We start from the raw sequence: 24357 nt of genomic DNA, 5'->3' as shown, positions 1-24357 counted from the left end.
CTAAATTTAAGTTTGCGCTTCAGTATTGGGTTTGACTAATTCTCTCGCTAATTGGCACAGTTTGTCCAATTGCTTTTTTTGGTCATATTTTCTTTCGATATGTTGTCGTCCTTTTATTCCCATAGCTTTTGCAAGTTCTGGGTTTTCGCATAGTTTCATCATATAGTTGGCCATACCTTGCTCATCGGTTTCGTCAACCAGATAGCCTGTTTCTTCATGGATAACAAGCTCTTTTATGCCGCCATGTTTGGTACTTACAACTGGTAAACCAGAGGATGCAGCTTCCATAATGCTCACCGGGGTTCCCTCCATGTCTCCATTAGGGGCAGTTATGGAATGTTGGACAAAGGCCAAGGAGGACTTCATTAAATCAGATATTTTATTTTGATTCAAAATGCCTGTAAAAAAAATGGAGTTTGGTATTTGAAGTTCGGTGATGAGTTTTTGGCAATCCTCAAAGAGTCCATTCTTGTTCCCCACAAAAGTGAGTTTAGCATCGGGGTATTTTTGTAATACTTTGTGGAAAGCTAGAATTGTATATAAAGGTCCTTTTTTTGGGGTAAGTCTGCCAACCGCCAAGAAACTCTTTGTTTTTACAACTTCAGTACTTACATCAAATTTTGAGGTTTTGACGCCACAAGGGATGACGTGAACTTTTTTTGGGTTGGCTCCCATTTCCAATAATTTCTGTTTCATGTCCTCAGATACGGAAACTATATGGGAAGCATATGTAAAAAGGGAGGTGTATTTTGTTTTATATCTACGCAGTATTTTTTTATCTGTAGCATCGTGACCGTGAAAAATGACGATTAAAGGCGTTTTATTGATTTTGCATGGAGGTACCATATGCGAAGCACTCATGCCATAATTTGCCAATACGACATCGATATGACTGTTTTTTAAAAATTTCACTACTCCATAATTACTGAAATAATTGTTTCTGCCTAAGATACCTTTTACGATTTTGTGTATTGCCCAATAAAAAGTAGGGCTTAATAAATCACCGTTCTCTTTTTTTTCAGGATATCGTCCACTGTGGATTGTGAAAACATCACAAACTTCTGAGAACCCTGAAATTTGATCTCTAATAAAAGTTTCAGAATAAGCATATTTCTCTGATCGAGTAATGCATATTTTCATATGAGGAAATTATTAAATCATAATCTGTAAAATTAGTTCAAATTTTTTATCCATCTTACATTTAATGTAATTGTGGGAAAATGAACCACAGACTTTTATATTTTTGCCCTTATGGATTTAGCAGAAGTAGAGCAACCCAAAATATCGATAATTGTAAGTACCTACAATTCTGAGGATTGGTTGAAAAAGGTGCTATGGGGCTTTAATTGTCAAATTTTTAAGGATTTTGAAGTCGTTGTAGCGGATGACGGTTCTGGGCCCAGAACCAAACAATTGATCGATACAATGTCTAAAGAGGTATTTTATAAAATTGTTCATGTTTGGCAGGAGGATGATGGTTTTCAAAAGTCGAGAATTCTTAACAAGGCTGTTGTGGCTTGTAGCGCCAACTATATTATCATGACGGATGGAGATTGTATTCCCCGTGAAGATTTTGTTGAGGTTCACTATGTAAACAAGGAAGAAGGCTATTTTATTTCAGGAGGGTACTACATGTTACCAATGAATATTTCCAAGCTGATTACGCTCGAGGATATCGAAAAACAAAACTGCTTTAATATTAATTGGTTAAAAGAGAAAGGGGTTCCCAAAACGTTCAAAAACAATAAGCTTACCGCAAGTGGGTTCATTTCCAAGCTGCTGAACACATTTACGCCGACAAATGCCAGTTGGAACGGACATAATTCATCTGGATGGAAAAAAGACATTGTAAACGTGAACGGATTTGACGAACGTATGCAATATGGAGGTCAGGATAGGGAATTGGGTGAACGGTTGTTCAATTTTGGGATAAAATCAAAACAACTACGATATAGTGCGGTTTGCGTACATCTAGATCATAAAAGAGGTTACAAGACGCCTGAATCAATAGCTAAAAACCAGACCATTAGAAAGGAGACCAGAAACAAAAAATTGGTGTGGAGCCATTATGGCATCACCAAATAATAGGTAATTTGGTTTTTCTTTTCCAATCGCTTTAGTTCACGATATCTTTCCAATACGCTCAGCGCATTGAGGTAGGAAATGATAACTCCTTTTTTACCATCTAAAAAGCCTAACCGTATTACATAATGGTTAAAAAACTTCCATAATGGTTTCACAACCAATAGAAGGTAATTGAACTGCTTTTCCTTGTAAAAAGATTCTTTGGCCTTTAATTGTCCATATCTTAGCATCTTACCCTTGTAATCCTCATAGTTTTTATAACAGTAATGGGTAAGTTTTTCTTTTAGTATACAAGATTTGCCATCGACCTCTAAGGTTTCGTGAACAAGTTTCTTATCGGTAAACTTAACCTTACTCTTCTTAAAAAGTCTGTGGTTTTTGTCGGTTTGCCAACCACTAAAATGCAGCGGTTTATTTTGGAACATGAACTTTCTATAGAACCAATACGCTTCGCAGGCATTGGGATTGTTTACGGTATCTATAATCTCTTTTTGTAGTTTGTTTCCAACAACTTCATCAGCATCCACAAAAAGAACCCAATCGTTAGAGGCTTGCTTAAGTGCAAAGTTCTTTTGCGCAGTGAAATTTTCAAAGGGGTTTTGGATTACCGTGACCTTTGGATGGTTCTTCAAATATTCAAAAGTTCCATCGGTGCTGTAAGAATCTACAACGACAATTTCATCCGCAAATGCAATGGAATCAATACATTTTTCAATGTAACCGATTTCATTATAAGTTATAATGAGTGCTGAGAGTTTTTGATTTGGGGTGCTCAAAACAGCCATATTCATTGGTATTGGGGTTTGGTGATTACAAAACTATAACAAAAAAATAGAGCAAAAATTGTTTCTTGGTTTATTTTCTTACAAAACAAGATAAATCATTCATACCCTACTTTAATGTAGTATTTTAACACTTTATTAGTACATTATAGATATCGAATATTGATTTGGTTGCTTTTTTTTCGATGAAAATTCTGTAAGAAAATTCATTGATTCTGGAATAGCTTTTTTGTTTTGGCAAGAGCAGCTCCGATTACTTGATGCATATCGTAGTATTTATATTCTGCAAGTCGCCCTCCAAATATAATATTGTCTTGTAACGCCATTTTTTTATACTCGTTGTACAAGTTGGAGTTTTTGGTATCGTTTATAGGATAATAAGGTTCATTTTTATTGGAGGCCTCAAGAGGGTATTCTTTGGTGATCACCGTGTTTTTTTGCATGCCAAATTCGAAATGCTTGTGTTCTAAAATTCTGGTGAAAGATGTATCGGAGTCCGTGTAGTTTACCACCGCGTTACCTTGATAGTTGGATTGATTCAAAATTTGATGGTCAAAACGAAGACTTCGGTATTCCAATTCTCCGTGGCAGTAATCGTAGAACTCATCAATTTTTCCAGTATAGACAATATTATCCGCTAACCGGTGAAGATTATCTTTTTCCTTAAAATAATCTACTCCAACCCTATATTCAATATTGTTTAAGAGCCCATCTATTAGCTTATTGTATCCCCCGATAGGAATGCCCTGATAGGAATCGTTAAAATAGTTGTTGTCGAAGGAAAAGCGAAGAGGCAACCGCTTAATAATGAAAGCAGGGAGTTTGGTAGCTTTTCTTCCCCATTGCTTTTCAGTGTATCCCTTGATCAATTTGTGATAAATATCTTCACCAACTAGAGAAAGTGCTTGTTCTTCAAGGTTGCCGGGCTTCTTTACTCGATGTTTTTTTGTTTGTTCATCAATAATGGCTTTTGCTTCTTGCGGTGTTCTTACCCCCCACAACTGATAAAAAGTATTCATGTTGAAGGGTAAGTTGTATAACTCACCTTTATAATTAGCCAAAGGGGAATTGGTATATCTGTTAAAAGGAACAAAGCTGTTCACATAGTCCCAAATGAATTTGTCATTGGTATGGAATATATGCGCTCCATACTTATGGACATTAATGCCTTCAATGTTTTCACAATATACGTTGCCACCTAAATGGTTCCGTTTATCAACTACAAGACATTTTTTGTTTTTCTTTTTTGCTTCGTGGGCAAATACTGCTCCATAAAGTCCACTGCCAACGATTAGGTAATCGTACGGTTTTTTATTGGTCATTTTCAAGAAAAAATCTTTTCGCTAAAGATATGATCTAGATATTTAAAAAGGGTTATAAAGAGATATATTTGTGGATAAAAACTTACCAAGTCTACTTAATATGGCAATGAACAATCTGTTTTACATATCTAGAAATTATAAGTTTTCACGAAATGCTGCTTCCAAGCCAAAAATGGACTGTGAGCAGGTTTTGGCAAAAAGTGGATTTAAAAACTTAGGGTTTCAGCAAAGTAACCATCCAAGCTCGGCAATTGGCGCTATTATCAGCTTTTTTGGAATTACCAAGGGTTTGTTGCGACTTCCTTTTTCCTCAACCCTTTGTATGCAATATCCGCTGAGCAAGTTTTTCAATTATAAAGTTCAAATTGCCAAGCTTAAAGGATGTAAAATAATTTTGATTGTGCACGATGTAAAAACGTTGATGGGCAAAAACAAAGACGTGGAAAAAGAAATGAAGCGCTTTAACAAAGCAGATGTTTTGGTTTTGCACAATAATATCATGATCAAATGGTTTGCGGAAAATGGTTATAAGGGGAAGATGGTTCCTTTGTACTTGTTCGATTACCTATTGGTGCCAGGACAAAAACTCTCCAACTTACCTGAACGAAGTGATAGGGAAGTGGTGTTTGCTGGAGGACTGGGTATGGAGAAAAGTGCTTTTTTGTATCAATTGGACACTCTTCCCAATTCAAATTACAGTCTAAAGTTGTTTGGAAACGGTTTTCAAAAGGATAAAGTTCCTGAAAATTCTGTACTAGATTATCGAGGGGTTTTTGCGCCGGATGAAGTGCTGAATCATTTAAAAGGAAACTATGGCTTGGTCTGGAATGGAAACGAGGTTAAGGAATGTGATGGAGCTTTTGGTAAGTATATTCAATACAACAATCCCCATAAAACATCTTTATATCTGTTGGCGGGTTTGCCTATAATTGTTTGGGATAAAGCAGCTGTTGCTAGACTTGTGGAAAAAGAGGAATTAGGAATTACAATTTCCTCCATGGAAGAATTATCCGATAAATTGGATAAAATTGATAATTCCACTTATGCCAACATGGTTGCCAATGTGGATAAGATGAGAAACAAAATAGCAAATGGCCATTTTTTGCAAATGGCCATTCAAAAATCGTTGGAATCACTAAACTAAAATACTATACCGCAACATCGTGCTCGCGAAGCGCATCGTTTAATGATGTTTTCTTGTTCGTGCTTTCTTTTCTTTTCCCAATGATCAGGGCACAAGGAACTTGGTATTCACCGGCAGTGAACTTTTTGGTATAACTTCCAGGGATAACTACAGATCTGGCAGGCACTCTTCCCTTAAGTTCAATAGGCTCATCTCCAGTTACATCAATAATTTTTGTAGATGCTGTCAACACAACATTTGCACCAAGCACAGCTTCTTTTTCCACTCTTACACCTTCCACAACAATACAACGTGAACCTATGAAGGCGTTATCTTCAATAATAACCGGGGCGGCTTGTAGAGGCTCCAAAACACCTCCGATTCCGACTCCTCCACTTAAGTGGACATTTTTTCCGATTTGTGCACAACTGCCAACAGTTGCCCATGTATCTACCATGGTACCTTCATCTACATAAGCGCCAATATTTACGTAGCTGGGCATTAAGATTGTTCCGGGTGAAATGTAAGCACCATGTCTGGCAACGGCATGTGGCACTACGCGCACACCTTTCTCTTGATATCCTCTCTTTAAAGGTATTTTGTCGTGATATTCAAAAATTCCAGCTTCAAGTACTTCCATTTTTTGAATAGGGAAATAGAGCACCACAGCTTTTTTTACCCATTCATTTATTTGCCAGTCTTCACCATTGGGCTCGGCACAGCGCAATTCGCCCAAATCAATCTTGTTGATGACCTCCCTTATGGCATTTTGGGTTTCCTCTTCCTTTAACAATTCCCTGTTGTCCCAGGCTTTCTCTATAAGCGCTTTTAATGCTGTCATTTCAAATAAATTTTCGTCAAAGATAACCTCCAAAATAGAATATTATGGGTTATTTTAAAGGCATAACATTTTTAGGTTTATTTTTGCCAAAAATTTTGGATTGGCAAGAATCTTGGCATTGGATTATGGAAAGGTAAGAACTGGAATTGCGGTAACCGATGAACTGCAATTGATTGCTTCCGGACTGACAACTATTGAAACCAACGATTTGATTCCCTTTCTAGTCGATTATTTGGAAAAAGAGAAAGTAGAAAAGTTTGTTGTGGGCCTTCCAAAACAAATGGATAATACACCTTCAGAATCGGAAGCATTAATTCAGCCTTTTTTGAAGAAGTTATCGGCCAAGTTTCCGTCCATTCCAATTGAAAGACAAGATGAACGCTTTACTTCCAAGATAGCATTTCAGTCGATGTTGGATAGCGGAATGAAAAAGAAGAAAAGACAAAACAAAGCGTTGGTGGATGAAATCAGTGCGACTTTAATTTTACAAGCATACCTTAATAGCTTTTAACCTATGATTATACCTATCGTTGCTTACGGAGATCCCGTCCTTAGAAAAGTTGCAAAGGATATTACTTCTGATTATCCAAAATTGGAAGAGCTTATATCCAATATGTGGGATACCATGTACAACGCGCATGGAGTTGGTTTGGCAGCTCCCCAGATAGGACTTCCCATTCGTTTGTTTTTGGTGGATACCACTCCTTTTTCCGATGATGAAGAATTAACTGAGAAAGAACAAAAAGCCTTAAACGGGTTTAAAAAAGTGTTTATTAACGCTAGAATTGAAGACGAAACCGGCGATGAATGGGATTTTAATGAAGGATGTCTGAGCATTCCAGATGTGCGAGAAGATGTAAAACGAAAACCTGAAATCACAATTACCTATTTGGACGAAAAGTTTGAAGAGCATAAAGAAACCTATGATGGGCTTTTGGCAAGAGTTATTCAACACGAATATGATCACATTCAAGGTGTTTTGTTTACTGACAAGCTTTCTTCGTTGAAAAAGAGACTCTTAAAAAACAGATTGGATAAAATTTCCAAAGGGAAAATCAACGTGGATTATAAAATGCGGTTTCCCAATATTAAAAAAGCACGTTAAATAAAATCGCGTTTGGATTAAAAGCATAATTTTGCGCGCATAAATTGTAAAAATGGCATTAGATAAAATTTTATCAGTTGGTGGAAAACCAGGATTGTTTAAGTTGTTGACACAGACCAGAAGTGGTTTTGTTGGCGAATCGTTGTTGGATGGAAAAAGAGTTACCGTTGGACTTCGAAATAATGTGAGTGTTTTATCGGAAATTGCCATTTACACTTTGGAAGAGGAAGTTCCGTTAAGGGAGGTGTTTCAAAAAATTAAAGAAAAGGAAGGTGGTAAAAAAACTTCCGTTAGCCATAAGGCTGAAAAAATTGAACTTGAAGAATATTTCTTTGAGGTTTTACCGAACTATGATGAGGATAGAGTGTATGCCAGTGATATCAAAAAGATAGTTCAATGGTATAATATTCTTGTAGATAATACACTAGATGATTTCTCTGCACCTGATTCGGAAGACGAATCTTCCAAATCAGATGAAGAGGAATAATATCATTACTTCTCCCAGTCTATCAATTTAGACGGATAGAAATTCACATTCATTGTATTTAAATAAGGAACCTGTTGGGCCAAGCGCAGTTTGTAATCTTCCCAATTTCGGTTTTCCGGCTGTGACCAGCCCAATTCAGCATACCCGATAGCTCTTGGAAAAGCTAGATACTCAAGCTCTGCACTATTGGAAATAGTCTCTGACCAAAGCGGAGCCTCAATTCCCAAAATCTGTTCTTTTGGTATTTCCGGAACATATGTTTCAGGGCTCCAGTTGTAGGCGGTATCTACAGGAATATATGCAGCCCAATGCAATCCATATTTAGAAAGTGAATCGTATTGCATGTCCAAATAAGCTTTTTTCGCAGGTGATAGTAATATTTTAGAACCTCCTTCGGCCGCTTTAATGGCATTATGGGGCTCGTTCCAGAGCTGCGCTACCGTAGAGGAGTCTATTTTGGCTTGGGCAATTTCATTCCAGCCCATGGCTCTTTTACCGTGTTTCCTAACAATTTTTTCAACCTTTTCAACAAAATATAGATAGTCCTTTTTCTTGGTCACATGGCTTTCATCACCTCCAATATGGAAATATGGACCAGGGGACAGCTCTGAAATTTCACGGATAACATCGTCCAAAAAGGCATAAACGGTATCTTTTTGTGCATCAAAAGTACTGAAGCCCACCTGTGTGCCCGTGTATGGGGCTACTTTTTTGCCATTACCATTTAAAAACGGATAACTTACAGATGCAGCATTGGTATGTCCGGGCATGTCTACTTCTGGTACAATTATGATATGTCTATCCGCGGCATATTGCACAAGGTCCTTGTAATCTTCTTGGGTGTAAAATCCGCCTTCGCCACCACCAACTTCGGTTTTACCACCAACTTCGGTAAGTTTCGGCCATGATTTGATTTCCAATCTCCAACCTTGATCATCGGTAAGATGTAGGTGAAGGGCATTGTATTTATAATAAGCGAGGATGTCAATAAATTTTTTCACTTCATCCACGGTGAAAAAATGTCTCGCAACATCCAACATAGCTCCACGGTATTCAAAAAGAGGCTCATCGTAAATTTTTCCTGATGGAATCAACCATAATGGATGGTCGGTCAGGGTGTCATTACTTTGCTCGGGAATCAATTGTCTTAGCGTTTGAACACCTCTAAATGCACCCGCAGCTGTTTTGGCATTTAAATAAATGGAATCTTTTTTAATGTAAAGTTGATAAGACTCCGGAGTTTTCAAGTCAACACTGTCCGACTGATTGATATAAATGACCCTGTCAATTTCATCTTTATCTGAAGCGTTGTTGACTTTCAAATCAAACCCAAGTTTCGCATTGACTTTTTCCGCTAGAAAACGACCAGCTTTTTCAAATTCTGAATCCGTCAATGTGGTTAAAATCACTGTATTTGAATCCAGACCAAAAGCACTATTGGTGGCTACGGTCTTAACAGGTTTTGGAATCAATGCTACTGTGGATAAATCTGTTTTTGGAAAATTAATTTCCTTCTTTTTTGATTGGCAGGCAGCTAGTGAAATAACCACTGCAAAAATGAGAACTGCTCTTGATAACATGTTAATCTACGTTTTTGTTTATATAATCTTTTAACACATTGTACCAAAGTTCATATCCCTGTTGGTTCATGTGCAATCCATCCTCTATAAAAAGATGGTTTTTTAATTTTCTTTTAGAGACCATCACTGACCAAACGTCCGCAAAACGCACATTCGTAGTTTCTGAAGCCAGCTTTTTCAACCTTTTGTTGAGTCGTTTATACTTTCGCTTCAAATGCCATCTGGAGATACTGGGTTTTGCAGAAATCAAAACAATTTCCATTTGGGGCCTTTTTAGAAACAATACTTCAATGATGTCTTGAATGGTATTTTCTATTTCTTTCGGTCTTTTTTTACTGCTGATGTCATTATCTCCTTCATAAATGAACACCTGATTTGGATTGTAGTCTAAAATGAGCTCATCTAAATAATGTTCTAAATCCGATGATTGTGACCCCCCAAAACCCGTATTCAATATTTGTTTGTCCGGAAATCTATCCTGAAGGTCCTTCCACATTCGAATACTTGAACTTCCGGTAAAGACAATGGTGGGTTTGGTAGCATCCCATACCGAATTAACATGTTCTTGAATTTGTTTTACTTCCCCGGAAAAAGGTAAATCCCCCTGTGCATTAATAGAAATGGAGAGTAAAAGAAAAAAAAAGATATGTCGCATCTAACTGTTGAAAAAATAGTTAACGGTGTCCCAAAATAACACCAAAAACTATAATGTCCTAAAATAAGGTCTTTGTACTTTTAGATAAAATTTTTTAGATGAATGCAAGACCAGAGCAACTAAAGGCTTTTGATCGACTGTTAAGTATCATGGATGAGCTTCGCGCTAAATGCCCCTGGGACAAAAAACAGACCATGCAATCCCTGCGCCACTTGACCATTGAGGAAACCTATGAGTTGGGCGATGCCATTTTGGACAATGATTTGGAAGAGGTGAGGAAAGAACTGGGTGATTTGTTGTTACATATAGTTTTTTATGCCAAAATTGGTTCGGAAACCAATGATTTTGATATTGCTGACGTAGCCAATGAGATTTGTGAGAAATTAATCAATAGGCATCCGCATATATATGGAGATGTAAAAGTGGACAATGAAGAACAGGTAAAGGAAAATTGGGAGAACATCAAGCTCAAAGAAGGCAAAAAAAGCGTGCTCGAAGGAGTCCCGAATGGTTTACCCTCCCTTGTTAAAGCAAACAGGATTCAAGAAAAGGTTGCTGGTGTGGGTTTTGATTGGGAAAAACCAGAACAGGTTTTCGAGAAAGTAAAGGAGGAGCTTTCAGAGCTTCAAGAAGAGATAAAACTTGGAGACCAGGATAAAATGGAATCAGAATTTGGCGATGTACTATTTTCCATGGTCAATTATGCCCGCTTTTTGGATATCAATCCTGAGAATGCCTTAGAGCGAACCAATAAAAAATTTATCAAAAGGTTTCAATACCTCGAAAACAAAGCAAAGGAATCAGGAAAATCCCTTAAAGAAATGAGTTTAGCCGAGATGGATGTTTTTTGGGAAGAAGCTAAAATGCAATAAGTCAAAAGTGTTGGTTTTTAGCGCAAAATGTATAGTGGTAAAAGTAAAGGCTTAAATTTTTGAGGCGGCGCTTGTACACCGTGTTAACTGTAGTCATTTTATTCATTCAGCTGAGATTCGATATCCATTCTTTGATGCAAAATTCTAATAATCTCAATTTCTTCTTTATTTCTGTTGATTTTATAGAAAATGAAATGAGATTTTATTCGAGAACGGGAATACCCTTGTCTTACTTGACTGTAATCTTTTCCGGATTCTGGATTTTTCGCCAAATATTCGATTTCGTCAATTATTAGGTTGAAATACCTGTCTGCTTGTTCTAGAGACCAGTTTTCATAGGTATAAAGCCAAATATTCTCAATATCTCGATGTGCTTCTTGACTGACTTTATACTTCACTGCTCAGTCAGATGTTTTTTGATGAAGATTCTTTAAAAGTTTTTTTCGGTCAAAATTCTCTACGAAACCTGATTTTTCTCCTTTTTTCAATTCTTTTATGAGTTCTGTCTTTTTAGATTCCTCGTGTTCAAACATTCTCAAAGCTGCCCTGACAACTTCACTTGCGGAAGAATATTTTCCCGTTTTGATTTGACGACTGATAAAATTGTCAAAATAATCGCCTAATAATATGGATGTATTTTTGGCCATAATCTCAAAATATTAACTCAAATATACCAACTATTGGTATAAAACCAAAAAGTGGTTTCTGAGAGTTTGGTTTAGGTTGGTTGCAGCCCACGGTTTCAGATGACCTTCATTTATTAATGGTTGGCTACTTTTTATTTTTTTCTTCAACTGAATCAATAAATCCAATCAAGTCGGTAAGTTGGTTTTTAATTTCATCATAACCCATTTTTTCTCCAACGCTCATAAAATCTATTAAATTTTCTTTCATTCGGGTGTTGACGGTGTCTTTCAAATTTCCCAAAACACTGTCAATTTCTTTTGAGCGCTTGTCTATTGCTTCAATTTCTTTAATGGCCTTTAAAATAGCATCTAGCAACATATTTATTTTTTGTGATTTTTTTAATTTCTTTCAATTCAAGGAATTCAACCTGAATGAATTATACCCATTCAATGTTGGCGACAGTACTTATTTTTTAGGTTTAGCTGCAGGCGGTTTTAAAACAGCTTCTTTGTTTATATTCGTATTTGGTTTGACTTGGTTATTTTTAACAACTCCTTCCGTTAATGGTCGTTTCTGTCCGAGTTTCTTTTTGTCCATATCATTTTAATTTTGCTTGTTCAATTATTAACTTGTCTTTTGGATAAACCAAGTAAATTCGATCAATTTCGTATAATTCTTTGCTTTTAGGATACGAATAGACGGTTACTTGCCCCAAAACAATTTCTTTATGCTCTGTTGTCTCTGAAAATGATTCCACAGTTCCTAGATAGGTTAATGAATTTTCTATATCTCTTAGATATACCCAGTTGATATCTGGCGAATTTAGAAAATATGAATAGAGGTTTTCGTCCCCGTACTTGTTTGAAATATTTAATTTTCTCGCAAGATTATTTATTAATTTCGAATGGTCAATTTTTGAAATTATGAAGCCTAATAATATGCTAATAATACTTGCCCAGATAACCTCCGAATAAGGAATTGAATTGCTATTCGATAATTTGGCAAATGTTTCGATTTTTTCATACTTCAAATTTGATTTGGAGCTTAAATTTTTAACGAACGTAATCAGATAAATTATTAGTTGTAGTACTAAATAGGAAAACATTCCGAACATTATAGAAATAATCACAAACATAAAATCTGATTGTTCCCTATGTCGAATAGTTAATTGTTTGAAAATGGTGGTTGCCAATGCTCCAGGCACTAGAAGAATAATAAGTTTAAGTGTTAGAGTAGAAATTTCCATTTTAAAGATTGTGGTCTTTCATATTTTGCCAATCTCTTATATGATTCGTTTCGATGAATCGAACGAAACTGATAAGTGAAGTTACAGGTTTTCATGTTAAAAATCTAACCTAAATTAACGAATACCCGTTTTGAATTGACGAATACAGTAATAAATCAATTTGCACTCTTTCCCTAGAATGAAAGGGAATTTTTTTCGTATCTCCGCTATGCATAAATTCTCCATACCTCCTTTCATAAGTATGGTCAACATCTTTTCAAAAAGAAGCCAAAAAACCATCTTTAAATCTTTCCATTCCAATTATCTTTACGCCTTCTAAATTTGAGCTTTGTTTCAAGCATATACCAAAGAATTTGCATACAACTTAAAGTTGGCCTACCCTGTTATTTTGGGCATGTTGGGGCACACCTTTGTGGCCTTTGCCGATAATATCATGGTTGGGCAATTGGGTACAGCTGAACTGGCAGCAGTTTCTTTGGGAAACAGTTTTGTGTTTATTGCAATGTCTTTGGGCATCGGTTTTTCAACTGCAATTACCCCTTTGGTTGCCGAAGCCGATGGAGCGGGGAATGTCGCTGATGGAAAGAGCGCACTAAAGCACGGATTGGTACTCTGTACACTTTTGGGAGCATCCCTTTTTGGAATCATTTTGCTATGTAAACCTCTGATGTACCATATGAAGCAACCTGTGGAGGTTGTAGAGTTGGCTATTCCATATTTGGAATTGGTTGCTTTTTCATTGGTTCCATTAATTGTTTTTCAGGCCTTTAAACAGTTTTCTGAAGGTCTTTCACAGACCAAGTCCCCCATGTATGCCACCGTATTGGCGAATGTGGTGAATATTGTGATAAATTACCTATTGATTTTTGGGTCGTTCGGATTTCCTAAGCTGGGCATTGTTGGCGCAGCTATTGGTACTTTGGCTTCAAGGTTTATCATGGTAGGCTATATTTGGTTTTTGTTGAATCGAAAAGAAAAATTCCAACCATATATTACCAAATTCAATTTCAAGATAATTGAGAAAAAAGTCATTCAGAAGATTGTAAGTCTTGGCTTTCCGTCTGCACTGCAGATGTTTTTTGAGGTGGCCATCTTTACCGCCGCAATTTGGCTAAGTGGTGTTCTGGGCAAAAATGCCCAAGCTGCAAACCAAATAGCCCTGAACCTGAGCAGTATGACCTTTATGGTGGGCATGGGGCTTAGTGTAGCGGCTATGGTACGTGTGGGAAACCAAAAAGGCTTACAAAACTTCAAGGAGTTAAGAAGAATCGCGGAATCGATTTTTTTCCTGACTCTTTTGTTGGAAATTGTCTTTGCCGCCATTTTCCTTTTGGGGCGTCATTGGTTGCCCACCATTTATTTGGATGTGGACGATGTAATAAACCAAATGGACAATACCGAAGTGATCATAATAGCCGCAAAGTTGCTTTTGGTCTCGGCATTTTTCCAGATTTCAGATGGTATACAGGTAGTGGTTTTGGGTGCGCTTAGGGGGCTTCAAGATGTGAAAATACCCACGTTTATAACTTTTATCGCCTATTGGCTTATTGGTTTCCCTGTTAGCTATTACTTTGGATTGTTCACTGAATTTAAGAGCACGGGTATTTGGATAGGGCTTCTTCTTGGACTCACTGCATCTGCGGTAATGTTGTATATTCGGTTCAACTTTTTGACCAAAAAACTGATAAAAAGCAAACAAGGTTCTATAAGAATCGAATAATTTAAAAATGGAATTACCAAAATTTCTTTTAGGCGATAATACAGATCATCCCGATTCAATTTATATCGTTCATACCGAATATCCTCGTTTCATCATCAATTTGGAAAATGACGAAGTGGAATGGTTAGAAGAATTTTCAAAGGAGGATGAAGAAGAACTTGCCGCCGAAGCGGAAAGCTTGATTGAAGCTGCTACAGCATTTTACGATAGAGAAGTTTCACGATACGATAGCTAATGCTCGAAGAACTGATACAGTGGGATCATGAGGTTTTTTTGTTTCTGAACGGGCTTGGAACGGAAACATGGGATGGTTTTTGGATGTTTATGACCAAGACCGGAAACTCGGCTCCATTATACATATTGTTACTTTATCTGACCTACAAAAGTTTTGGATTGAAGGGGACAGCGGTCGTTTTGGTATGTGTGGCATTATTGATTACCTGCACAGATCAGTTGTCCAATTTCTTCAAATATGGCGTTGGTCGCCTAAGACCCTGCCACGACCCGGAGATAAGTGGAATCATGCGTTTGGTCAAAAGCTATTGTGGAGGAAAATTTGGATATTTCTCGGCACATGCGGCCAATTCCTTTGCACCAGCTACCTTTTTTGCACTGCTGTTCCGTAAAAAGGTCAAATATATTGGACTAGTTCTTATGGTTTGGGCCATTGTTGTGGCGTACAGCAGAATATATATCGGGGTACATTATCCTTTGGATGTTTTGACAGGTATGTTTATTGGAATCTTTTTTGGATGGATATTTGCTAGGTTGGCTATATTTGCATTCCAAAAATTGGGAACATGATACCATCCGCTCGATATTGGTTTTTACTTTCCCTGGTTGTTCTGGTGTATATAGCCGGAATGTTTGTTACCCTTTTTGAAAACGATTCAGCACAATTTGCCGTGATGGCCATGCGAATGGTACAAGAAAATGATTTCTTCACCCTAATAAAAGGAACCGAGGAATATCTGGATAAACCTCATATGCACTATTGGTTGGCCGCTTTATCTTTTAAAGTTTTTGGTATCTATGAATGGTCATACCGCATTCCTGGAATTTTGGCAACTTTGTTAGGAGCCTTTAGTTGCTATGGCCTGGGAAAATTACTCTACAATAAAGATGCGGGAAAGCTTTCTGCTCTTGTTTTTATGACCGCCCAGACCATAGTGCTTGCAAACATTGATGTACGTACTGATGCGGTTTTGACGGGATTTGCCATCTTTTCCATTTGGCAGTTGGCCATGTATATCGAAAAAAACAAACTTCACAACATTTTATGGGGAGCTCTTGGTGCAGGGGTTGCTTTCTCGACTAAGGGACAGATTGCTTTGGTGGTCATTGGAATATCAATTTTGTGTCATTTGGCATATACCAATAAATGGAAAGTATTGTGGAATTGGAAAGTCTTCCTTGCTCTTTTGGTTTTTGGATTGACAATTACCCCAATGCTTTATGCATATTATTTACAGTTTGACCTACACCCAGAAAAGATTATAAGAGGTAGGGACAGCCGTAGCGGAATCTTTTTTATTCTTTGGGAACAAAGCTTTGAGCGAATGAGCGGGCAGGGTATTGGAAAGAATAGTAGCGATTTCTTTTTCTTTTTTCATACGTTCCTTTGGGTTTTTCTTCCTTGGACCGTAATAGCATTGCTCGCCTATTGGAAAAGGGGGCAAAACTTTTGGAAAGTACGATTCAAACATAATCCTGGCCTTGAATTCTTGACGTTTGGAGGAATCAGTATTCTGTTTTTGCTTATCAGTTTTGCCCAATTCAAACTTCCGCATTATATGAATATTCTGATACCGCTATATTCTATTTTGACGGGGGCATATCTTATCAAATTACATGAAGAGTCCAAGAAGAAAACGCTAAAAGTCCTTCTTGGAGTTCAATATTTTATACTTAGTCTGGTGTACGTATTTGCCCTGTTGGCATGTTTTTACGTTTTCGATTTTAGTGGCATCCATCATTATTTGATGTTACTTGTCTTAATAGTATTGATTGCATTTTTTTGCCTTAAACGTGAGGAGCATACTGTTCGTATAATCACTTTGGCGGCTTATAGTTCAATTTTATTGAATGTAGTGTTGAATGTTCATTTTTATCCTTCCCTTTTAAAGTATCAAGCAGGCTCTACAATGGCGGAGAAAGTTAGAGAGCATAATATACCAGTGGATAACATCTATAAAATATCTGAAAGATATACGTGGGCATTGGACTTTTACAATAAAAAACCGGTCAATATAATTTCTATTTCTGGGTTGGAAGAGAAACCCGACGCATGGGTATATGCAACTGACGAAGAACTTCAAAAGCTGGAGAAAGCAGGTTATCACTGGCATGAAGAAATAACAGTGGACCAATTTCGTATCACTAGATTACAATTGAAATTCCTAAATCCACACACTCGTAGTAAAAAGCTCAACAAAATGCACTTGGTGCACTTGGATTAATCCACGGTCTCCAATTTTGGTTTTTTGAAGTGATAAACTATCCCTAAAAACGATATCAATGCGGTCATTAGGAAGAACACAAAACTGATGCTTATTGATGCGCCTGCATCCAATCCCAACCATTTTGCTCCGTATAAAAAAGTGATTTCCCTGCTTCCGATGCCACCAATGGTCAGTGGAATTACGGAAACAATTGAGGAAACCAAAAAAATGAACAGGTATTCAATGGTTTGCAGTTCTATCGAAAGCGATTTTAAGATACAAAGGATGCAGACCAACTGCGAAAATTGTACAAAGGCTGAATATCCAAAAGATTTCCAAAATATGGGTGAGGCATAGGAAAAAAACTTTTTGTTGAGCCACCAAAACACCAAAATGCTCAAAGGAATTCCTAAAACAAATACCCAGTTGTAGGTTTTGAAGAGCGTTTGCTCAAGAAGTAGAGCCAAAATGCAAGCGTAAATGAAAATCAATAACATTCCACTCAATCGGTCGAGCAGAAGAACCGAGACTACTCTTTTTGTCCCTGATTTATATTTTTTTTGGATAACATAGCCTTTATAGGCATCACCACCGATCCCTCCAGGTAAAAAGAGGTTATAGAACATTCCCAATAAGTATAACTTCAAGTTACTTAACTGAGTAATTTTAACCTCAATTTGATGAAAGTACAGATTAAGTCGGAAAGCCGCCAAAACCTTGGATAAAACCACAAGCAAAACCCCAAGAATCAAATAGAAAGGATTGCTGTTCTTCAAGGTTTTTATAACATCCTCAAGCTGTATTTTGGTGAAAATAAAGTAAATCAGCGCAGCACTAACAACGATTTTTAGTGCAGTAATGAGTTTTTTACGCAGCTTTTCCGTCACCAATGGTTATTTTTTTGACACGATACGGTCTTTTTTGTTGAGACTCATAATAAGTGCGGATAAGCAATTCCATGACAATACCTATGGTAAACAACTGGATTCCCCCTAAAATGAACATCATTCCAAAAATCAAAAGTGGTCTGCTGCCAATATCCTCACCAAAACCGAGTTTTACTATCAAAAGGTACAAATTGATGAAAATACCTAGAATAATCAACAGTACTCCAAAAATCCCAAAAAGGTGGATGGGCCGTTGAAAATACTTTCGAATAAAGAGCAACAACATCATATCGGCCACAACCTTAAAAACACGCTCCAAACCATATTTTGACACCCCTGCATGACGTGCATGGTGTTTTACGGGAACTTGCTTTATCTGCCCGCCTTCCAAATAAGCCAAAAGTGTAATAAAACGATGCATCTCGCCATATAGATTAAGACCTTTGGCGATATCTTTGGTAAACACTTTTAGAGCGCAGCCATTGTCCTTAATATCCAATTTGGTGACCCTTCGAACCAAAAAATTGGCAATTTTTGAAGGTATTTTTTTTATAAGTGAATCCTTTCTTTTTTGACGTATTCCAGTGACAACATCATAATCATCATTCACGGCGTATTCCAACATCTGAGGGATATCGGAGGGGTCGTTTTGTAAATCCCCGTCCATGGTAATGATGTATTCACCTTCAGCGTAGTCAATTCCTGCAGCCAAGGCCAAACTTTGGCCATAGTTTTTTTTGAGCTCAATCAAATGCACCTTGTTGTCATCCATGCCCTTGACCACTTTTCTGGTTTTATCCGTGGAGAAATCATCAACATATACAATTTGATAATTGTACCCTTGTAAGTTCTCATGGATTTTTTCGGTCAACAAGACTACATTGTCTTCTTCGTTGTACAATGGAACCACTATGGATAGTAGGGAATCAGTGACAGTGCTCATGCTTTGGCTTATAATCTGGGCAAATTTACTTCTTTTATTTAAGTTCCACTGAGATGCTTTCCAATAGTTTTTTTGCAGCATAAAAAGGTGACACCCTGTTGTTTTCCACTGCCACTAACATGTCGTTTTGGACTTTTTCAAAGGACTTTTTCTGATGGAAATACTGTTTTATTTGCTCATCCACAGTTTGTAAAAACCAGTTTTTATTTTGGTTTTTGCGGTTCTGTTCAAAATGGCCATTTTTCTTGTTTAATGTAACATACTCTTCTATCAAGTGCCATATCTCGAGGATTCCGGTCTGTTCTGATGCAGAGCATCGAAGCACCTTTGGCGTCCATCCATTTGCTTTAGGCGGATATAAATGGAGTGCTCTTGAAAATTCAACCTCGGCCAACTTGGCCTTTTCAAGATTGTCACCATCTGCCTTGTTTATTGCGATAGCATCGGCCATTTCCATAATGCCACGTTTAATGCCTTGAAGCTCGTCTCCTGCACCTGAAAGTTTCAATAACAGAAAGAAATCGGCCATACTGTGCACCATGGTCTCACTTTGTCCTACACCAACGGTTTCTACTAAAATAATGTCATAACCCGCAGCCTCACATAAAATAATGCTTTCACGGGTTTTTCTGGCTACACCACCCAATGAATCACCGGAAGGAGAAGGTCGTATAAAGGCGTTAGAATCTTTAGAAAGGTTTTGCATCCGGGTTTTATCACCCAAAATGCTGCCTTTGCTCAGGGTACTTGTGGGGTCTACCGCCAAAACGGCAACTTTTTTCCCTATTTGGGTCAACGCTTTACCAAAAGCCTCAATAAATGTACTTTTTCCCACCCCAGGAACTCCGGTAATACCGATTCTAACGCTGCTATTGGACTTGCCCAGACACTTTTCGACAAGGGTGTTGGCTTTTTCAAAATGTTCGGCCTTTGAACTTTCTACAAGTGTTATAGCCTTGGCAAGATGGGCTTTGTTGCCTTTGAACAGTCCTTTAAGCAGCTCATCCACCGAAACATCTTGCTTTCTAAGCTTTCTTATTTTAGAAATACTGGAAGAAATATGTTTCTTGTTTGCCAAGATCAAAATTGCTAAAGTTGATTACGAAGGTATAAAGTTTTCGCGGCTTATGGTCAATTATACCAGGTCAAAACTAAAAGTGTATCGGTGCAAATCATATGCTCGATGGGTTGACACGAATCATACTAAATTTTTATAGGCAGTGATCTTGTGGTTACTACAGCTTGCTGAAAGGAAATAGAACTTTTCGCCCGTTACCATGATATAAATGTTAAAAAAAACACCAAATTGAGAATATTTTGCAACATGTGGTTTTTTACCTCGTCCTTAACTTGAACAACCAAAATACCAAATACAACAACTGACCATGTTTCATATTGAACTGGTAGAAAAATGCAAGGCCAATGATCGCCAGGCGCAATTAAAGCTTTACAGGCAATATTGCGATGGAATGTATGGTGTGGCTTTACGTTTTCTGAAAAACCCAGATGATGCCGAAGATGTGTTGCAAGAAGCTTTTATCAAGGCCTTTCAACGGATTGATCAATTCAAGGGAGAGGTCACATTTGGGGCTTGGTTGAAAAAAATAGTAATAAATGGGAGTATCGATTTTTTAAAATCGAAGCATCAGCGGACGGTGGAGTTGAACGAAGGGCATATACATGTAGCAGATGATGATGATTGGACAATTGAGAAAGGAATTTCGCTTGAATGTATAAAAGAGGTCATTGAAAAACTCCCCGAGAAGTATAGATACGTGGTGCAATTATTCTTGGTAGAAGGATATGATCATAGTGAGATTTCCTTCATTTTAGGAATTTCGGAAACGGCATCAAGAACTAGATTGTTGCGAGGAAAAACACAACTAAAGGAATCATTAAAGAACTGGGCTTATGGGACAGGATCTTAAAGAATTATTTGCAAAAGAGAAGAAAGAGGACAAAAGGATAATGAAGCCTGGGCATGAAGATAGGTTTTTATCCAAATTGGAGGAAAGCTTGCCAGACTTGAAACTGGAGACTGCACCTAAATCTAAGCCAAAACCTAAACTTAAACCTTTTCCATGGCTGCGAATAGCGGCATCCGTAGTAGTATTGTTGGGTTTGACGGCGTATTTCGTTTTTGGAACTGATAAAACAATTGAAAATTCCGATACGACTATAACCGATAAAGGAAATGGATCTGAACAGCGTCAAAGTATTTCGTTGGGTGATCTTTCTCCCGATTTAAAAAAGATAGAAAGGTATTATGTGACCAATATCAATCTTGAACTTTCTGGTTTGGAGTTTACCGGAGAGAATAAAGTTATTGTTGATAGCTATATGGCTCGACTTTCTGAATTGGACAAGGAGTACAAAAAATTGACGGTAGAACTCAATGCGGTCGGGCCTAATGATGACACTATAAATGCCTTGATACAAAACCTCCAGTTGCGATTGCAATTATTACAAAAGCTAAAATCAAAGTTAAATCAATTAAAATCATCAAAAAATGAGCAGGAACCTAAAAATATGGTTTAATGTTTTCCTTTTTGGCTTGACAGGTATCGTTGGTCTGGCACAGGAAAAATCAAAGACCTACAAAGAAACGTTCAATGTTGACAAGGAAACAGTGTTGAACATAGACACTAGTCATGCCGACATTGAATTTGAGACTTGGGATAAAAACCAAGTAGAAATTACCGCTGTAGTCGAGCTGGAAGGTGCTACAGAAGAGGAAGCCAAGACCTATTTTGAAAAGGATGTCGTTAAAATCCTGGGTAACAGCAAAGAAATAGAAATCAAAACCCTTGGTAATAGTTTTAATGTAGTTGGAGGCGACACCTTTGCGCATGGCTTCGATTTTGTGATGCCAGATATAAATATAGAGCATCATCTCGAAAGTCTTGAAAATATTGAGATTTCAGAGATTCCTGAAGTTATAGTGATTCCTGAAATGCCTCCCATGCCACCCATTCCGCATATGGATTTTGATTATGACGCTTATAGAAAGGATGGAGATAAGTACATGAAAGAGTGGAAAAAGAATTTTGACAAAAACTTTGACAAAAATTATAAAAAGCGATTTGAAGAATGGAGCGCTAGTATGGAAAAGATGGGCGAGGAACGTGAAAAACAACGCGAACAGCTTCGGCAACAACGCCTTAAAATGCGAGAGCAAGCTCAAGCTATTAGGGAAAACGCAAGGGCAAAGCGTGATGCCATGAGGGAAGAGCGTGACCGACTACGAGAAGAGAGGGATAGACAAAGGGAAGAGCATAGGTCAAATGGAGTTTTTACCATTCATTCGGATGATGATTCTAACATATTTTACTTTTCTTCCGAGGGTGAACGTAAAAAGTATAAGGTTAAAAAGAGTATTAAGGTTAAAATGCCAAAATCGGTAAAGCTAAAAATGAATGTGAGGCATGGAGAAGTAAAATTAGCAGCAAATACCAAAAATATTAAAGCAAGCTTGTCTTATGCAAGCTTGCTAGCTTCTACTATTGATGGTGATCGTACTGATATCAGAGCCTCATATTCCCCGGTAGTCGTTCAAAAATGGAATTATGGACAGTTAAAAGCTAATTATTCAGACTATGTTGATTTAAAGGAGGTTGGGGAGCTGACACTAAGTTCTGTTTCTTCCAATGTGACCATTGACCGCTTGCTGAACAAGGTATATGCAGTCAATAATCTTGGAGGGCTTCAAATAAACTCTGTGTCTAATAATTTTTCTAATGTGGATATAACGGTTGAAAATGGAGAAGTGGATTTTGCAATCCCCTCAACACCATTTACCATTTATGTGAATGAAACTACTTCCGATGTTCAGTTTCCCAAGGTTTTGACCATTGAACCTTACAAAAACTATAATGCCAATGTTTACAAGGGCTATTATATCAACAATAAAGCAGACAAAACGGTCAATATTAATTCCAAGTATAGTGAGGTGGTGCTAAAGGAATAACTTTTTCCTTTCAAAAACCCAAAAATCTTTTCTTTCCTATCCTACCTTCCCAACCGCTATACACAAATACATCACACTTTAATGTGATTTTTCTTCTTTTAAATAGGATTTAAAATTTTCCTGAAACCTCATCAACCGTGGAATAGAAACGCTTATAATATATGAGTTATAGGGATTTCTTCTTTCAAAATCTTGATGGTAGTCTTCTGCTTTATAAAAAACTTCAAAAGGTTCAACTTGTGTTACAATTGGCCGGTCATATACATTCTCTGATTCTAATAGATTAATATAATCGGTAATTATTTTCTTCTCTTCCTCGTTTTTATAGAAGACAATCGATCTATATTGTGGACCTCGGTCAGGACCTTGCCTGTTAAGGGAAGTTGGGTCATGGGAACCAAAGAAAACCTGTACCAATTCGGTGAATGAAATCTCTTTAGGGTCATAAAATACTTCTACGGCCTCTGCATGCCCGGTTTTTCCATATGCTACTTGCTTATAGGTCGGATTCTTTTCAGGGCCGCCAGAATAACCAGAATATACCTCCTTGACTCCTTTTACGCTTTCGAAAATGGCCTCGACACACCAGAAACATCCACTAGCGAAGTAAGCGGTCTCATATTCTTGTAACTTCTCGGGGGATAGCATCACCTTTTCCACAGGATTGTGTGCTGCGATGGTGGGTTGGATTTTAGTAGTTTTCGATTGACACCCTATTGATGTCAATAAGATTAGCGATACAAATAGATTTCTCACAATAGTCATTATTTTCATGCTTTGTCGTTCTAGAATGCAATGTATTACTAAAGCTAGCAATAAAGTTAAATAGATAGACTTGCTCCAATATCCAATAATACCAGCTCCTTCCCTTTGGATTTAAAATAATCCATGGCTTTATCCTTATCTAGTTTGATAGGTGGAAAAGTATCATAATGGCATCCTAAGACCATGTTGCACTGCACATAATCACTTGCGATTGCTGCATCTTCATATCCCATTGTGAAGTTGTCTCCAATAGGCAAAATGGCCAAATCCAGCTGGGAACAAGTTTCAGGAATCAATTTCATGTCTAAGGTCAAGGCAGTATCCCCAGCAATATATATGCATTTATCAGAAGTTGTAAGTACAAATCCACCAGGGTTTCCACCGTAAGTACCATCAGGCAGCATGCTGGAGTGAATGGCATTAACGTATTTCAATGTACCGAAATCGAAGGTGTACTTGCCACCATGGTTAAGGGGGTGCCCAGATATTCCTTTTTCCCCGAACCATTGCACAATTTCATAGTTGGAAATCAAAAGCGCATCGGGATTGTTTTTTGCAATTGCCTCCACATCCAATATGTGATCTTGGTGTCCATGAGTAATCAAAATATAATCGACTTTCAATGTGTTGATGTCGATATCTTGGGCCAGACTGTTCCCGCTTATAAAAGGATCCACAATTAGTTTTTTGTTTTCTACTTCTATCAAAAGTGTGGCGTGGCCTAAAAAGGTAATATTCATGTTTATGGTTTAAAATGACTAAAAATGTCCTTGAAATTATAAAATCTACGGGTTTATAGCAAGACTTTGTATCGATGTTCTAACTAAAAAATCAGACCAAATGCATTAGCGATATCCAAGGCCAGTTCTGGAAACCTCGATGAAATGCACATGAAACCGATAGCGTGTT

At 37.4% G+C, this 24357-nt stretch carries 29 protein-coding genes; 13 read left to right on the top strand and 16 right to left on the bottom strand.

The features are described 5' to 3' along the window. Window positions 1–6 precede the first annotated feature (6 nt). Window positions 7–1140, bottom strand: coding sequence for a glycosyltransferase (locus tag E4661_RS11220; protein ID WP_136467350.1), 1134 nt, complete (start codon window positions 1138–1140; stop codon window positions 7–9). 111 nt (window positions 1141–1251) lie between these two features. Between E4661_RS11220 and E4661_RS11215 the strand changes: the two genes are divergently transcribed. Then, window positions 1252–2085, top strand: coding sequence for a glycosyltransferase family 2 protein (locus E4661_RS11215; protein WP_136467348.1), 834 nt, complete (start codon window positions 1252–1254; stop codon window positions 2083–2085). On the opposite strand, the gene E4661_RS11210 is transcribed toward E4661_RS11215, so the two are convergent. Both E4661_RS11210 and glf read right to left on the bottom strand, forming a co-directional pair. Further along, window positions 2067–2870: a glycosyltransferase family 2 protein gene (locus E4661_RS11210; protein ID WP_136467450.1), complete on the bottom strand. Its 804-nt coding sequence runs from the start codon at window positions 2868–2870 to the stop codon at window positions 2067–2069. The two genes, E4661_RS11215 and E4661_RS11210, sit on opposite strands and share 19 nt — an antisense overlap. A 203-nt stretch (window positions 2871–3073) precedes the next feature. Next, window positions 3074–4189 (bottom strand): UDP-galactopyranose mutase, encoded by a 1116-nt coding sequence (gene glf / locus E4661_RS11205; protein ID WP_136467346.1) that lies wholly within the window; start codon window positions 4187–4189, stop codon window positions 3074–3076. Window positions 4190–4259: 70 nt separating this feature from the next. Here glf and E4661_RS11200 point away from each other — a divergent pair, with 70 nt between their 5' ends. Next, a complete protein-coding gene (locus E4661_RS11200) occupies window positions 4260–5333 on the top strand; it encodes a glycosyltransferase (protein ID WP_240751462.1) in 1074 nt (357 codons plus the stop codon). 4 nt (window positions 5334–5337) lie between these two features. Here the strand turns inward: E4661_RS11200 and E4661_RS11195 are convergent, their stop codons facing one another. After that, the gene (locus E4661_RS11195) at window positions 5338–6153 is read right to left on the bottom strand and encodes a 2,3,4,5-tetrahydropyridine-2,6-dicarboxylate N-succinyltransferase (protein ID WP_136467344.1); all 816 of its coding nucleotides are present in this window, start codon (window positions 6151–6153) and stop codon (window positions 5338–5340) included. A 100-nt stretch (window positions 6154–6253) separates the two neighbouring features. Here E4661_RS11195 and ruvX point away from each other — a divergent pair, with 100 nt between their 5' ends. From ruvX to E4661_RS11180, 3 genes are read left to right on the top strand one after another with little or no spacing between them, the layout of a single operon-like run. After that, window positions 6254–6664, top strand: a complete 411-nt coding sequence (gene ruvX, locus E4661_RS11190; RefSeq protein ID WP_136467342.1) for a Holliday junction resolvase RuvX — start codon at window positions 6254–6256, stop codon at window positions 6662–6664. A 3-nt stretch (window positions 6665–6667) separates the two neighbouring features. Further along, a complete protein-coding gene (gene def / locus E4661_RS11185; RefSeq protein ID WP_136467340.1) occupies window positions 6668–7258 on the top strand; it encodes a peptide deformylase in 591 nt (196 codons plus the stop codon). Between the two features lie 52 nt (window positions 7259–7310). Further along, window positions 7311–7745, top strand: a complete 435-nt coding sequence (locus E4661_RS11180) for a DUF5606 family protein (RefSeq protein WP_136467338.1) — start codon at window positions 7311–7313, stop codon at window positions 7743–7745. 5 nt (window positions 7746–7750) lie between these two features. On the opposite strand, the gene E4661_RS11175 is transcribed toward E4661_RS11180, so the two are convergent. Then, on the bottom strand, window positions 7751–9325 hold the full coding sequence (locus E4661_RS11175) for a family 20 glycosylhydrolase (RefSeq protein ID WP_136467336.1): 1575 nt from the start codon (window positions 9323–9325) through the stop codon (window positions 7751–7753). 1 nt (window position 9326) lies between these two features. Then, on the bottom strand, window positions 9327–9980 hold the full coding sequence (locus E4661_RS11170; RefSeq protein WP_136467334.1) for an SGNH/GDSL hydrolase family protein: 654 nt from the start codon (window positions 9978–9980) through the stop codon (window positions 9327–9329). Between the two features lie 98 nt (window positions 9981–10078). On the opposite strand from E4661_RS11170, the gene mazG reads away from it, so the two are divergent. After that, entirely contained in the window at window positions 10079–10852 is a 774-nt protein-coding gene (gene mazG, locus E4661_RS11165; RefSeq protein ID WP_136467332.1) for a nucleoside triphosphate pyrophosphohydrolase, read from the top strand. Window positions 10853–10950: 98 nt separating this feature from the next. On the opposite strand, the gene E4661_RS11160 is transcribed toward mazG, so the two are convergent. The 5 genes from E4661_RS11160 to E4661_RS11145 all read right to left on the bottom strand — a co-directional run bounded on the left by E4661_RS11160 (window position 10951) and on the right by E4661_RS11145 (window position 12509). Next, window positions 10951–11250 carry a type II toxin-antitoxin system RelE/ParE family toxin gene (locus tag E4661_RS11160; protein ID WP_136467330.1) on the bottom strand — a complete coding sequence of 100 codons (300 nt, stop codon included), beginning with the start codon at window positions 11248–11250 and terminating at the stop codon, window positions 10951–10953. 3 nt (window positions 11251–11253) lie between these two features. Further along, entirely contained in the window at window positions 11254–11499 is a 246-nt protein-coding gene (locus tag E4661_RS11155) for a type II toxin-antitoxin system ParD family antitoxin (RefSeq protein WP_136467328.1), read from the bottom strand. Between the two features lie 124 nt (window positions 11500–11623). Continuing rightward, entirely contained in the window at window positions 11624–11857 is a 234-nt protein-coding gene (locus E4661_RS11150; RefSeq protein ID WP_136467326.1) for a hypothetical protein, read from the bottom strand. Window positions 11858–11944: 87 nt separating this feature from the next. Next, the gene (locus E4661_RS19570; RefSeq protein WP_262709922.1) at window positions 11945–12076 is read right to left on the bottom strand and encodes a hypothetical protein; all 132 of its coding nucleotides are present in this window, start codon (window positions 12074–12076) and stop codon (window positions 11945–11947) included. 1 nt (window position 12077) lies between these two features. Beyond that, on the bottom strand, window positions 12078–12509 hold the full coding sequence (locus E4661_RS11145; RefSeq protein ID WP_136467324.1) for a hypothetical protein: 432 nt from the start codon (window positions 12507–12509) through the stop codon (window positions 12078–12080). A 544-nt stretch (window positions 12510–13053) separates the two neighbouring features. On the opposite strand from E4661_RS11145, the gene E4661_RS11140 reads away from it, so the two are divergent. Genes E4661_RS11140 through E4661_RS11125 form a run of 4 tightly spaced genes read left to right on the top strand, consistent with a single transcriptional unit; the run spans window position 13054 to window position 16904 of the window. Continuing rightward, window positions 13054–14445, top strand: a complete 1392-nt coding sequence (locus tag E4661_RS11140; protein ID WP_136467321.1) for an MATE family efflux transporter — start codon at window positions 13054–13056, stop codon at window positions 14443–14445. Between the two features lie 7 nt (window positions 14446–14452). Then, the gene (locus tag E4661_RS11135; RefSeq protein WP_136467319.1) at window positions 14453–14680 is read left to right on the top strand and encodes a hypothetical protein; all 228 of its coding nucleotides are present in this window, start codon (window positions 14453–14455) and stop codon (window positions 14678–14680) included. Beyond that, window positions 14680–15249 (top strand): phosphatase PAP2 family protein, encoded by a 570-nt coding sequence (locus E4661_RS11130; protein ID WP_136467317.1) that lies wholly within the window; start codon window positions 14680–14682, stop codon window positions 15247–15249. The genes E4661_RS11135 and E4661_RS11130 overlap by 1 nt, the downstream gene beginning before the upstream one ends. Next, complete coding sequence (locus E4661_RS11125; RefSeq protein WP_136467315.1) at window positions 15246–16904, top strand: ArnT family glycosyltransferase; 1659 nt, start codon at window positions 15246–15248, stop codon at window positions 16902–16904. Before E4661_RS11130 ends, E4661_RS11125 begins: the two co-directional genes overlap by 4 nt. Here E4661_RS11125 and E4661_RS11120 read toward each other — a convergent pair. Genes E4661_RS11120 through meaB form a run of 3 tightly spaced genes read right to left on the bottom strand, consistent with a single transcriptional unit; the run spans window position 16901 to window position 19794 of the window. Next, window positions 16901–17773 carry a lysylphosphatidylglycerol synthase transmembrane domain-containing protein gene (locus E4661_RS11120; protein ID WP_136467313.1) on the bottom strand — a complete coding sequence of 291 codons (873 nt, stop codon included), beginning with the start codon at window positions 17771–17773 and terminating at the stop codon, window positions 16901–16903. The two genes, E4661_RS11125 and E4661_RS11120, sit on opposite strands and share 4 nt — an antisense overlap. Beyond that, window positions 17754–18716, bottom strand: coding sequence for a glycosyltransferase family 2 protein (locus E4661_RS11115; RefSeq protein ID WP_136467312.1), 963 nt, complete (start codon window positions 18714–18716; stop codon window positions 17754–17756). The genes E4661_RS11120 and E4661_RS11115 overlap by 20 nt, the downstream gene beginning before the upstream one ends. 34 nt (window positions 18717–18750) lie before the next feature. Then, window positions 18751–19794, bottom strand: a complete 1044-nt coding sequence (gene meaB / locus E4661_RS11110) for a methylmalonyl Co-A mutase-associated GTPase MeaB (protein ID WP_136467310.1) — start codon at window positions 19792–19794, stop codon at window positions 18751–18753. A 307-nt stretch (window positions 19795–20101) separates the two neighbouring features. Between meaB and E4661_RS11105 the strand changes: the two genes are divergently transcribed. Genes E4661_RS11105 through E4661_RS11095 form a run of 3 tightly spaced genes read left to right on the top strand, consistent with a single transcriptional unit; the run spans window position 20102 to window position 22683 of the window. Next, entirely contained in the window at window positions 20102–20644 is a 543-nt protein-coding gene (locus tag E4661_RS11105; RefSeq protein ID WP_136467308.1) for an RNA polymerase sigma factor, read from the top strand. Further along, window positions 20628–21254: a hypothetical protein gene (locus tag E4661_RS11100; RefSeq protein ID WP_136467306.1), complete on the top strand. Its 627-nt coding sequence runs from the start codon at window positions 20628–20630 to the stop codon at window positions 21252–21254. Before E4661_RS11105 ends, E4661_RS11100 begins: the two co-directional genes overlap by 17 nt. Beyond that, complete coding sequence (locus E4661_RS11095) at window positions 21226–22683, top strand: DUF4097 family beta strand repeat protein (protein ID WP_136467304.1); 1458 nt, start codon at window positions 21226–21228, stop codon at window positions 22681–22683. The genes E4661_RS11100 and E4661_RS11095 overlap by 29 nt, the downstream gene beginning before the upstream one ends. A gap of 78 nt (window positions 22684–22761) precedes the next feature. Here E4661_RS11095 and msrA read toward each other — a convergent pair whose 3' ends face one another. Together msrA and E4661_RS11085 are read right to left on the bottom strand one after the other, a co-directional pair. After that, window positions 22762–23448 (bottom strand): peptide-methionine (S)-S-oxide reductase MsrA, encoded by a 687-nt coding sequence (gene msrA / locus E4661_RS11090; RefSeq protein ID WP_136467445.1) that lies wholly within the window; start codon window positions 23446–23448, stop codon window positions 22762–22764. 56 nt (window positions 23449–23504) lie between these two features. After that, on the bottom strand, window positions 23505–24188 hold the full coding sequence (locus E4661_RS11085) for a metal-dependent hydrolase (protein ID WP_136467301.1): 684 nt from the start codon (window positions 24186–24188) through the stop codon (window positions 23505–23507). Window positions 24189–24357: the final 169 nt, after the last annotated feature.

Source organism: Flagellimonas onchidii (assembly GCF_004804315.1).
Classification (GTDB): domain Bacteria; phylum Bacteroidota; class Bacteroidia; order Flavobacteriales; family Flavobacteriaceae; genus Flagellimonas; species Flagellimonas onchidii.
This window is presented reverse-complemented; position numbering and strand designations above follow the sequence as displayed.

What these genes read in the sequence shown, in the direction of transcription:
- E4661_RS11170 (WP_136467334.1), bottom strand. Translation starts at nt 9,980, where the DNA reads ATGCGACATATCTTTTTTTTTCTTTTACTCTCCATTTCTATTAATGCA.
- E4661_RS11175 (WP_136467336.1), bottom strand. Translation starts at nt 9,325, where the DNA reads ATGTTATCAAGAGCAGTTCTCATTTTTGCAGTGGTTATTTCACTAGCT.
- E4661_RS11210 (WP_136467450.1), bottom strand. Translation starts at nt 2,870, where the DNA reads ATGGCTGTTTTGAGCACCCCAAATCAAAAACTCTCAGCACTCATTATA.
- E4661_RS11085 (WP_136467301.1), bottom strand. Translation starts at nt 24,188, where the DNA reads ATGAATATTACCTTTTTAGGCCACGCCACACTTTTGATAGAAGTAGAA.
- E4661_RS19570 (WP_262709922.1), bottom strand. Translation starts at nt 12,076, where the DNA reads ATGGACAAAAAGAAACTCGGACAGAAACGACCATTAACGGAAGGAGTT.
- E4661_RS11105 (WP_136467308.1), top strand. Translation starts at nt 20,102, where the DNA reads ATGTTTCATATTGAACTGGTAGAAAAATGCAAGGCCAATGATCGCCAG.
- E4661_RS11125 (WP_136467315.1), top strand. Translation starts at nt 15,246, where the DNA reads ATGATACCATCCGCTCGATATTGGTTTTTACTTTCCCTGGTTGTTCTG.
- E4661_RS11130 (WP_136467317.1), top strand. Translation starts at nt 14,680, where the DNA reads ATGCTCGAAGAACTGATACAGTGGGATCATGAGGTTTTTTTGTTTCTG.
- E4661_RS11215 (WP_136467348.1), top strand. Translation starts at nt 1,252, where the DNA reads ATGGATTTAGCAGAAGTAGAGCAACCCAAAATATCGATAATTGTAAGT.
- E4661_RS11095 (WP_136467304.1), top strand. Translation starts at nt 21,226, where the DNA reads ATGAGCAGGAACCTAAAAATATGGTTTAATGTTTTCCTTTTTGGCTTG.
- glf (WP_136467346.1), bottom strand. Translation starts at nt 4,189, where the DNA reads ATGACCAATAAAAAACCGTACGATTACCTAATCGTTGGCAGTGGACTT.
- def (WP_136467340.1), top strand. Translation starts at nt 6,668, where the DNA reads ATGATTATACCTATCGTTGCTTACGGAGATCCCGTCCTTAGAAAAGTT.
- E4661_RS11195 (WP_136467344.1), bottom strand. Translation starts at nt 6,153, where the DNA reads ATGACAGCATTAAAAGCGCTTATAGAGAAAGCCTGGGACAACAGGGAA.
- mazG (WP_136467332.1), top strand. Translation starts at nt 10,079, where the DNA reads ATGAATGCAAGACCAGAGCAACTAAAGGCTTTTGATCGACTGTTAAGT.
- E4661_RS11180 (WP_136467338.1), top strand. Translation starts at nt 7,311, where the DNA reads ATGGCATTAGATAAAATTTTATCAGTTGGTGGAAAACCAGGATTGTTT.
- E4661_RS11115 (WP_136467312.1), bottom strand. Translation starts at nt 18,716, where the DNA reads ATGAGCACTGTCACTGATTCCCTACTATCCATAGTGGTTCCATTGTAC.
- E4661_RS11135 (WP_136467319.1), top strand. Translation starts at nt 14,453, where the DNA reads ATGGAATTACCAAAATTTCTTTTAGGCGATAATACAGATCATCCCGAT.
- E4661_RS11100 (WP_136467306.1), top strand. Translation starts at nt 20,628, where the DNA reads ATGGGACAGGATCTTAAAGAATTATTTGCAAAAGAGAAGAAAGAGGAC.
- E4661_RS11155 (WP_136467328.1), bottom strand. Translation starts at nt 11,499, where the DNA reads ATGGCCAAAAATACATCCATATTATTAGGCGATTATTTTGACAATTTT.
- E4661_RS11220 (WP_136467350.1), bottom strand. Translation starts at nt 1,140, where the DNA reads ATGAAAATATGCATTACTCGATCAGAGAAATATGCTTATTCTGAAACT.
- msrA (WP_136467445.1), bottom strand. Translation starts at nt 23,448, where the DNA reads ATGACTATTGTGAGAAATCTATTTGTATCGCTAATCTTATTGACATCA.
- E4661_RS11150 (WP_136467326.1), bottom strand. Translation starts at nt 11,857, where the DNA reads ATGTTGCTAGATGCTATTTTAAAGGCCATTAAAGAAATTGAAGCAATA.